Source organism: Nocardia brevicatena NBRC 12119 (genome assembly GCF_000308495.1).
Classification (GTDB): Bacteria; Actinomycetota; Actinomycetes; order Mycobacteriales; family Mycobacteriaceae; genus Nocardia; species Nocardia brevicatena.
This window is the reverse complement of record NZ_BAFU01000091.1, coordinates 170,735-180,826: the sequence shown is the minus strand read 5'-3', so window position 1 is coordinate 180,826 and position 10,092 is coordinate 170,735. Positions and strand designations below refer to the sequence as shown.

The 10,092-nt window shown below is 67.8% G+C and carries 5 protein-coding genes; 1 reads left to right on the top strand and 4 read right to left on the bottom strand.

The genetic code is table 11. The features are described from left to right. Window positions 1-762: 762 nt before the first annotated feature. Window positions 763-3,354, bottom strand: a complete 2,592-nt coding sequence (locus tag ON20_RS25400; RefSeq protein ID WP_245547478.1) for a DUF6049 family protein — start codon at window positions 3,352-3,354, stop codon at window positions 763-765. Beyond that, a complete protein-coding gene (locus ON20_RS25395; RefSeq protein ID WP_040839289.1) occupies window positions 3,351-3,887 on the bottom strand; it encodes an NUDIX hydrolase in 537 nt (178 codons plus the stop codon). Before ON20_RS25395 ends, ON20_RS25400 begins: the two co-directional genes overlap by 4 nt. Window positions 3,888-3,981: 94 nt before the next feature. Between ON20_RS25395 and ON20_RS25390 the strand changes: the two genes are divergently transcribed. Continuing rightward, entirely contained in the window at window positions 3,982-5,454 is a 1,473-nt protein-coding gene (locus ON20_RS25390) for a CCA tRNA nucleotidyltransferase (protein WP_040839287.1), read from the top strand. A 21-nt stretch (window positions 5,455-5,475) separates the two neighbouring features. On the opposite strand, the gene ON20_RS25385 is transcribed toward ON20_RS25390, so the two are convergent. Together ON20_RS25385 and ON20_RS25380 are read right to left on the bottom strand one after the other, a co-directional pair. Beyond that, window positions 5,476-6,291 (bottom strand): hypothetical protein, encoded by an 816-nt coding sequence (locus ON20_RS25385; RefSeq protein ID WP_040839285.1) that lies wholly within the window; start codon window positions 6,289-6,291, stop codon window positions 5,476-5,478. Window positions 6,292-6,401: 110 nt separating this feature from the next. Then, window positions 6,402-10,049, bottom strand: coding sequence for a hydantoinase B/oxoprolinase family protein (locus ON20_RS25380; protein WP_051163310.1), 3,648 nt, complete (start codon window positions 10,047-10,049; stop codon window positions 6,402-6,404). Window positions 10,050-10,092: the final 43 nt, after the last annotated feature.

The window sequence follows — 10,092 nt, the reverse complement described above, 5'->3', positions numbered from 1 at the left end:
AGGTGGCCCGGCCGGTTCGGCTCCGGGCGTCGGGCCCGGGCGCCGGGCCGGCAGCACGCTCGGACGCGATCCGGTTGGCGGGCCGGCGCGCCCCGGGGGTGCCGGTCGGGGCAGAGACGCCGGCCGTGGCGGCTCCGCGGGTGCGTAACGGCTCTCTCCGGGGTGTACGCCGGAGTCCGGGTGGACGGGCCGCTGCGCCGGTGGGATGCGCTGTACCGGAGGCGGGGGTCCGGCGGCCGGCGGGTTCATCCTCCGCAATTGCGGCGCGGGTTCACGCGGGGTGTCGGCGCCGTCTCCCATGCCGATATCTCCGTGAAACCCGCTGTTCTGCTCGCCGCTCATATCAGGTTCCCCGGGCGGTAGCTGCACGCGTTCCCACGGTGCCAGAGGGGCCCGACGGGCAGGAGCACCGTCGGGACGTCGTCCAGGTCGTTGCCGATGAGCGGAAGGATCATCGTCGCTCATCATGCCTCCTGTATCGCCCCGGGCCCCGTTTGCCTGGTGTCCGCTGTGTCGCAGCGAACACCTCGCCCGTGCCGTGCGGGGCGAGGTGTTCGGTCTACCACGTCCGTCTGTGCTCGTATGCGCGGCGAGTACCACGCTCGCCCGCCTACCGGAGGGCGGTGCGTCCCGCGCACACTCTCCATCTTCCATGGGGTATTACCACGGGTCATCCTCCCCTATCCGACCGCGGCGATTCGCGCTGCTCACCACCGGTGTCGTCCTGCCTCATGCGGCCCACGGCCCCGGTGCTCGGGCGGATCAGACGCGTTCGGGTGGACGGACCGGTTCGGGTGCGGACTTCCGCGCCTCGTCGCCCGGCTGCGGTGGTTCCCGGTTCTGGCGGCGGCCGAGCCGGCGGCGGGCCCGGCCGTACCGGTTGACCCGCTGTCGTACGCCCGGATCGATGCCCTTGTCGGCGGGGTCCGGCTGTCCGTGGAATCGCCGCCACAGCCGGCGCCCGGCCAGCAGGAGCAGCAGTACCGCCGCGCATGCGGTGATGATCGCCAGTGTCTGGCCGTAGGCGTTGGAACGCACCGATACCGAGGTGGCGTTGCCGAGTGCGACCCCGTCGGGGGTGGTGAGCGAAATCGGGATCACCAGTTTCCGGCTATCGCTGGCCTCGGTCGGGATCTGGAACGAGCGAGTACCCCGCGGCGGCAACTGCTGTTCTCCGATATCGGTGATCTTCGTTTCCGCGGGGGCGTCGATCCGAAACCGGATGCGCACCGGGACCGGCAGGTCGTTGCGCGCCACCAGCAGCAGTGGGCTCTGCTCGGAGGCCAGGGTGTAGACACCGCCCGGGGGGAGCACCGTCACCGATCGGTAGATCTCGTCCAACGCATCGGTGACCTGGTTGATCCGTCGTTGCGCGAAGACCTCGGCCTGGGTGGTTTCTCGGCCGCGCCGGTCGGACAGCGTCAGCGCGCGCAGCAGGTCGTCGCGCAGGGGGCCCATGAACATCCGCGGCGTCAGCTCGGCCTGGGGCACCTCCACCATGGCCCGCAGCAGTTGGGTGACACGGTTGGACTGGTCACGGACGGGGGCCGCCAGATGGCCGGGCACGGCATCGTAGGCGGCCTGAGCGAGATAGGCGAGCCGATAGGGCGCCGGGTCGGGTTGTTGGGCGAGCAGGTCGGTGAATTTGCGCGGTGTCGCCAGTCCGTGCTGGAACAGCAGCTGCACCTGGTTCAGCAGCGCGGTCGCCTCCTCCAGATTGGCGCCCCACTGTTGCGGCGGCATCAGCAGCTGCGACCGGGGCCGGGGGACCTGGGGGTTCAGCGCCGTCCAGGACAGCGCGCCGAGGGCATCCTGTAGACGGGCGGCGCGGGAGTCGTTGGTTACCTCGTAACGGGCCGGGTCGGGGGTGTACGAGGGCGTCGGCGGGTTGGACCCCACCGCCGCCAGCGCTGTCGCGGACCAGAGGTCGAAGGTCGCCACCCGCAGCGCGGGATCGGTGGTGGGCTCGGATCGGCCGGTCGACGCCCGATCGCCCGGCCCGGGACCGACGGCGGGTGGTGCGGTTTCCGCGGTGTTCGACACGGTGATACCGGGAAGCCGCACCAGGTCGGGTACGGCGCCGGTGCCGGTCGAACCGCCGGCGGTCTCATTATCCGACAGGATCGCGTCCGCGGGCGCTCCCTCGGGCGCTGTCGCGTTGCCCGCCAGCACCGCGGTGGTGAAATCGTGTTCCCGGAGCATGCGGGCGGCGTTGTCGTCGATACTGCCCGAATCGGGCACGCTCACCCCACGCACCGATGTGATACCCAGAATCGAATCGACCACCTCGGCGGGCGCGTCGAGAGTGCGCGCGGTGAGCGCGGGATCGTTCACCGCGGCCAATGCCGTCGGATCGACCTGGGCGAACGGCAGGGCGATCGTGCACATCGAGGAGGCGAGTGCGCGTAGTCGGTTCAGCCAGGCCTGGGCGTGTTCGGCGCCGCTGCCTTCCCGAGTGGCCCCGTCCGGGTCGGATGGGCTGGCCAGCACACGGTAACCACCGGTCATGGCCTGCACGGTGAGCAGCAGGTCCGGATCGATCGCGATACACACCGCCGAGGCCGCGCCCCGGTCGCGGTCGGTTTCGGAGCCGAATGTGGTTTCCAGGGCGGCGAGGAGCTGGTCGAGCCGCCCGCCCTTGGCGAGCGCGGCGCCCAGTTCGTCGTCGGTCAGCTCCACCTCGGCGGGTACCGCTCCCGGAACACCGGCCACCAGCCGCGGACGGTCGGCCAGGGGCCACAGCAGCGTGGTGACCACCGGTGCGGCCGTGGGCGGGGCCACCGGCGCGGCTCCCTCGGCCGGCGGCAGTCCGAGGACGGGCAGGAGGAACCGGGCATCGTCCAGCCGCGCCTGACCGCCGTAGTCCGGTACGCCGTTGACGTTCAGCAGCAGCGGATAGACACCCGTCTCGGAGATCCGCAGCGACGGCTCTCCGGTGGAACGCAGCGGAACACTGAGTGTGAACTGCTGCCGCCCGCCGGGGCTCAGCTGTTCGGCGATGTCCTGAAACGGCGTGGCGATCTCGTAGTTGACCTCGTCGAGCCGCAGCGCGGTGCGCAACTCGCTCGGCTCCCCCACCGGCCGTGCCCGTTGCAGCCGGATGCTCACATCGTCGACCATTCGGTCGCCGATATTGGTGACGGTCCCCGATACGGTCAGCACCGGGTCGCTGACCGTGCTCACCGCGGTCGGTGTCACCGAGTCCACCGACAGCTTCAGGAACTTCGGCGCCGAGGTATCACCGGATCCGACCGGTTGGGCCTGCGCAGGGTGTCCGGTCAGTGCGGGTACTGCTGCCGTCGGGCCGAGGACGGTCAGGAGCACGAGGATGATCCGACTCAGTCCACGCGTCATCTCTTGCCGGTCTCCATCCGGTCGATCAGGCGGTTCGCCACCTCGGCCAGCCGTCGTTCGTCGGCGTAGGCGAGTCTGCTGTCCAGTTCACTCAGGGGCACCCAGGCGACCTGGGTGACCTCCACATCCGCGTCGGACAGCTCACCGCCGACCGACCGCAATAGGAAATGATGCACCGTTTTGTGTACCCGCCGACCGTCGGTGACGAACCAATAGTCAATACTGCCCAGCTCGGCGACCACCACACCATGGATCCCGGTCTCCTCGGCGACCTCTCGGATCGCCGTCTGCTCGGACGTCTCCCCCTCCTCGATATGTCCCTTGGGCAGCGACCAGAGTAGACGACCCCGTCGGTCGGTGCGGCCGATGAGCGCGGCGGCGCGCTGCTCCGGGGGGCCGTCCAGGCCGTCCACGACCAGTCCTCCCGCCGAGGTTTCGCGGACCGTGCGCATACGCGGTTTCGCCGCGTTACCGGCCGAACCGCGGCGCCGGGGTTGGCGACGTCGATTGTTCGCGCGATCGGCCGGAGACACTACGTAATACTAGAGCCAAATCTCCCCCATCCACGCCGTGGGTTGTGCCGGACGTCGGGGACCGGTGCGGAATACGGCTTGCCCTGCCTCGGTAATGTCTTCGTTCGTGGTATCGACCGAGTCCTCCGACGCCGTGCCGGATCGACGTACCCGTTTGCTCGCGGCGGCCGCGATCACGCTGGGCCGGCTCTCCGATGTGCTGACACCGCTGGGCGAACTGTTCGCGGCGCGCGGGTTCCAGCTGTACCTGGTCGGCGGCAGTGTGCGCGACGCCATCCTGGGCAGACTCGGCACCGATCTCGATTTCACCACCGATGCCCGTCCCGAGCAGGTGCAGCAGTTGCTGCGCGGCTGGGCCGATCAGCTGTGGGACACCGGCGGTCTGGCCTTCGGCACCGTCAGTGCCGCCAAGGCCGATCAGCAGCTGGAGATCACCACCTTCCGCAGCGATGCCTACGACCGGGTGTCCCGGCACCCGCAGGTCACCTTCGGCGACACCCTCGAAGGCGATTTGGTCCGGCGCGATTTCACCATCAACGCCATGGCCGTGCGGATCGCGGCCGACGGCGCGCTGGAGTTCGTCGATCCGCTCGACGGGATGGACGCCCTGCTGGCCGGGGTGTTGGACACCCCGGCCGCGCCCGAGGACTCGTTCCACGACGACCCACTGCGCATGCTGCGCGCCGCCCGGTTCGTCTCGCAGCTCGGATTCGACCTGCATCCGCGGGTCCGCGCCGCGATCACCGAGATGGTCGGCGAAATCGATCGGATCACCGCGGAACGGATCCGCACCGAACTGGACAAGTTGATCGCCGGGGCGCATCCTATCGACGGCATCAACGTCATGTGCGAGACCGGCCTCGCCCAGCGGGTGCTGCCCGAGGTGCCCGCGATGAAGCTCGAGATCGATGAGCACCACCAGCACAAGGACGTCTACTGGCATTCGCTGACGGTCCTGGAGCAGGCCATAGACCAGGAGGAGGGCGATCCGGACCTGGTGCTGCGCTGGGCCGCGCTGCTGCACGACGTCGGCAAACCGGACACCAAACGCAACGAGCCCGGCGGTGGGGTGAGCTTCCATCATCACGAGGTGGTGGGCGCGAAAATGGTGCGCAAACGGATGCGGGCGCTGAAGTATCCGAAGCAGTTCACCGAGGATGTCGCGAAACTGGTGTTCCTGCACCTGCGCTTCCACGGGTACGGCAAGGGGCAGTGGACCGATTCGGCGGTGCGCCGGTATGTCACCGACGCGGGGGAGTTGTTGCCGCGGCTGCACAAACTGGTGCGCGCCGACTGCACCACCCGCAACAAACGCCGGGCCGCCGCGCTGCGCCGAACCTACGCCGAGCTCGAGGCCCGGATCGAGCAACTGCAGCAGCAGGAGGATCTGGACCGGGTCCGACCCGACCTGGACGGTAACGCCATCATGGAGCTGCTCGGTCTGCGGCCCGGACCGGAGGTGGGCATGGCGTGGCGCTATCTCAAGGAACTGCGCCTGGACCGCGGTCCGCTCACCCGGGAAGAGGCGGAGAAGGCGCTGCTCGAATGGTGGAGCGGCAGGCGTTGACCACCTACGGGCGTCCCGAGGTCAGAACACGATCAAGGTGGTGCCCGCGACGATCGCCGAGCGGATCTGGGCCAGGTCGAACGACCCGCTGACATCCGGTACCTCGATCTCGAACCGGATCCGTTCGTCATCCCGCGCGGCGTACCGGACGATGGCGCCGCGCGGCAGGTCGGGCAGCGGGGTCGGTGTGACCGTGCGCAGCCGGCGGGGCAGCGGCAGGCCCCACCAGGTGACTCTGTGCACATTCGGCCGCAGCATATTGTCGGTGATCGACGCGTCCAACAGTGCCTTGATCCGTCGGCGTCGGTGCACGGCGCGGACGAGTCCGTTCTCCGCGACCGCGAGCAGCCATTCCCCCTCGCGGGTGCCGAGCCATTCGACGAGTGCCGCGATGGTGACCGCGCCGGTGATCTCCACGCGGGTGGCTCGGATCTTTGTCGGCATACCGGGGGTCAGCCGCACTCCGTGGCCGACGAGGGTGACCTCCTCGATGGGGTGCTCGTCCCAGAGCAGTCCGGACAGCGTCGAATCGACCTGGAAATGCGCACCGCGGCGGCGCACCTTCAGCGCCGACAGAGTGCCGGTGAGTTCGTGCCCGAGCAGGGTGGCGCTGATCTCCCGGCCGGCGAATCTGCTCAGAATGCCTTCGCTGAGCATGGTCAGCAACGTGTCCGGCAGCAGTGCCGTCACGGTTCCGGCGCCCAGATCGGCCACCGGGTCCAGCCAGGCCATGGTATAGCTGAGCCACTGTTCCGGCCAGGCAGGCCTGAACAGCCGTTTTCCCAGGTCTAGGGGATTCGGTGAGGGACCCGACCCCGGATCGGAATACGCGGCCATTATCGTTTCGAGCGTACTGGCCGGCCGCCCCGCAGACCATCCGTCGGACGTGCGATGTCCGCCACCTGGTTGCGGGTGGTGCGTGTCGGGCGTGCCCGAGGTCGTGCCGATTACGCCGATGGGTCGGCGGTCTCGTTCGGCCGGCCGTAGCCGCCACCACCCGGTGTCTCGATAATCAGGACATCACCGGGCTCCAAGTGGGCCGTGTCCACACCGGCCAGCGGAACCACGGTGCCGTCCGATCGTTCGACCCTGTTGCCGCCCAATGCCCCCGGCGCGCCGCCGGACATCCCGTAGGGTGGGATCCTGCGGTGTCCGGACAGGGTGGAGACGGTCACCGGCTCTGTGAAGCGTAGGCGCCGTATCGCGCCGTCGCCGCCACGCCACCGACCTTTGCCGCCGCTGCCGGTGCGTATCGAGAACTCTTCCAACAGCACCGGCAGCCGCCACTCCAGCACCTCGGGGTCGGTGAGTCGGGAATTGGTCATATGGGTCTGCACAACGGACGCACCGGAAAATCCGTCGCCGGCGCCCGACCCGGAACCGATGGTCTCGTAGTACTGGAATCGGTCGTTGCCGAAGGTGACATTGTTCATTGTGCCCGACCCTTCGGCCTGTACGCCGAGCGCCGCGTAGAGCGCACCGGTAATGGCCTGCGAGGTCTCGACATTGCCCGCGACCACGGCCGCGGGTGGTTCGGGTGCGAGCATGGACCCGGCCGGCACAATGATTCGCAAGGGCCGTAGACACCCGTCGTTGAGCGGGATGTCCTCGGCCACCAGGGTGCGGAACACGTACAGTACGGCCGCGTTGACCACCGCATACGGGGCATTGAAGTTCCCTGGCAGCTGTGCCGATGTGCCGGTGAAGTCGATGGTCGCGCTGCGGGTGTCGGAGTCTGCGGTGATCCGCACGCGAATTATTGCGCCCAGGTCGGTTTCGTAGGTGCATTCTCCATCGCCGAGCGAGTCGACGACCCGTCGCACCGCCTCCTCGGCATTGTCCTGGACATGGCGCATATACGCCTGCACGACATCGAGCCCGAAATGCTCGATCATCTTGCCGACCTCGTCGACCCCTTTGGCATTGGCCGCTATCTGCGCACGCAGATCGGCGAGATTGGTGGCCGGGTTGCGGGAGGGGTGGAGCGCCTCGGTGAGCAGTCGGTAGGTCTGTTCCTCGCGGAAACGGCCTCCTTCGACGAGCAGCCAGTTGTCGAAGATCACCCCTTCTTCCTCGATTCGTCGACTGTTCGCGGGCATGGAACCGGGCGCGATCCCGCCGATCTCCGCATGGTGGCCGCGGGAGGCGACATAGAACAGGATCTGTGTGCCTACACTGTCGAAAACCGGCGTGATCACCGTGATATCGGGCAGGTGGGTGCCGCCGTGATAAGGGTCGTTGACCGCATAGGTGTCACCTGGACGCAGGGTTTCACGCCGCCGAACCACCTCCTTGACGCTGGTACTCATGGATCCGAGGTGTACCGGGATATGGGGAGCATTGGCGACGAGATTGCCCTCCGGATCGAACAGCGCGCACGAGAAGTCCAGACGCTCTTTGATGTTGACCGACTGTGCAGTCGCCTCCAAGCGTGCTCCCATTTGCTCGGCGATCGACATGAACAGGTTGTTGAACACTTCGAGCAGCACCGGGTCCACCGCGGTATTCGCCCGCGGGCCGGCTGTCGCCGCTGTACGTTCCAGTACCAGATGCCCGATATCGTGCACCGTGGCCTGCCATCCGTCGTCGACGACGGTTGTCGCGTTCGCTTCGGTGATGATGGCGGGTCCGGACACGGTAATGCCGGGTTTCAGGCCTTCGCGCCGATGCAGCGGTACCTCATGCCACGAACCTTCGGTGTGCAGCCGCACGGTGACCGGCCCGGTCGGATCCGCCGAGCCGGAGGTCAGGCCGGACAATTTCGGTTGCGGGGTCAGCCCGGTCGCCTCCACCGAGAGCGCCTCGATCACAATCGGTCGGTCGAGCACGAACGAGAAGGTGGCACGGTGCCGGTCGACGAAATCCGCCGTCATCCGCGCCGGTTCGGTCACCTCCACCGGGAGGGTCGTATCGGTGCCGTCGTAGCGCAGGTGAGCCCTGTGCACCACGCGGATCCGGTGATCGGGAATGTTCTCGGCGGTCAGTTCGGCGCGGGCGGCGGATTCCAGCCCCGCCGCGATATCGGCGACCCGCGCCATGGCATCGTCGGCCAGAATCAGCTCGACGGACTGTTCCCGCATGGCTGTGGTGTCGGCGAGCCCGATACCGAGTGCCGACAACACCCCCGCCACGGGTGGGACCAGCACAGTACGTATACCCAGCGAGTCGGCCACCGCGCAGGCCACCTGGCCGCCCGCCCCGCCGAAGGTGGTCAGCGCGTATCCGGTGACGTCACGTCCTTTCTGTACCGAGATCCGTTTGATGGCCGCCGCGATATTGGCCACCGCAATGTGCAGATATCCTTCGGCGACCTGCTCGGGCGTGCGATCGTCGCCGGTGTGTGCGCCGATCTCGGCTGCGAGTTCGGCGAACCGCCGGCGCACCAGGGTGTCGTCGAGCGGTTGGTCGCCGTCCGGTCCGAAAACCCTGGGAAAGTATTCGGGTTGGATTCGGCCGAGAATCACATTGGCGTCGGTGATCGTCAATGGTCCGCCACCGCGATAACTCGCCGGCCCCGGTGTGGCGCCCGCGGAATCCGGGCCGACACGGTAGCGACTGCCGTCGAAGTGCAGGATGGACCCACCGCCCGCCGCGACGGTATCGATATCGAGCATCGGCGCACGCAACCGCACACCGGCGATCCGGGTGGTGAACACCCGGTCGTACTCGCCCGCGAAATGCGAGACATCGGTTGAGGTTCCGCCCATGTCGAAGCCGATTACCCGGTCGAATCCCGCGAGTTGCGACATTCGGACCATACCGACGATGCCGCCCGCCGGGCCGGACAGGATCGCGTCCTTACCGCGGAAGTGGTGTGCTTCGGTGAGTCCCCCGTTGGACTGCATGAACATCAGCCGCACCCCGGTGAGCCGGTCGGCCACCTGCTGTACATAGCGGCGCAGTACCGGTGAGAGGTAGGCATCCACCACGGTGGTATCGCCACGCGGGACCAGCTTCATCAGCGGGCTGACCTCGCTGGACAGCGAGATCTGGGTGAACCCGACACGTTCGGCCAACCGGCCGATCTGCTGTTCGTGTGCCGGGTAGAGGTGGCTGTGCATGCACACCACGGCGACCGTGCGGATACCGCTGTCGTACACCTGCTGCAACTCGGCGGCAAGCGACTCGAGATCCGGCGGGGTGAGCACGGTACCGTCCGCCGCTACCCGCTCGTCGACCTCTAGTACCCGTTCGTACAGCAGTTCCGGCAATATGATCTCGCGGGCGAAGATCTGCGGCCGGTTCTGGTAGGCGATTCGCAGGGCATCGCGGAAGCCGCGGGTCACCACCAGGGCGGTGCGTTCTCCGGTGCGTTCGAGCAGCGCATTGGTGGCGACGGTGGTGCCCATTCGGACGGTGTCGATACATGGTAGCTCGGACCGGAGGTCGGTATCGGATTCCGCGGCGAGGATCTCGTCGATTCCGGCGATCGCCGAGTCGGCATACCGTGCCGGATTCTCCGACAGCAGTTTATGCGTGACCAGTGTGCCGTCCGGTCGGCGGGCCACCACGTCGGTGAAGGTGCCGCCCCGGTCGATCCAGAACTGCCAGCCGGTTTCGGTGCTGTCCGCGGTGTCGGTGGTCGGCGATTCGATCACAGTGTGCACGATACTTCGGACCGATCGACGCGTTTGCGCC

Excerpts from the sequence above, each read along its gene's own strand:
- ON20_RS25400 (WP_245547478.1), bottom strand. The coding sequence starts at position 3,354 with ATGACGCGTGGACTGAGTCGGATCATCCTCGTGCTCCTGACCGTCCTC.
- ON20_RS25390 (WP_040839287.1), top strand. The coding sequence starts at position 3,982 with ATGTCTTCGTTCGTGGTATCGACCGAGTCCTCCGACGCCGTGCCGGAT.
- ON20_RS25385 (WP_040839285.1), bottom strand. The coding sequence starts at position 6,291 with ATGGCCGCGTATTCCGATCCGGGGTCGGGTCCCTCACCGAATCCCCTA.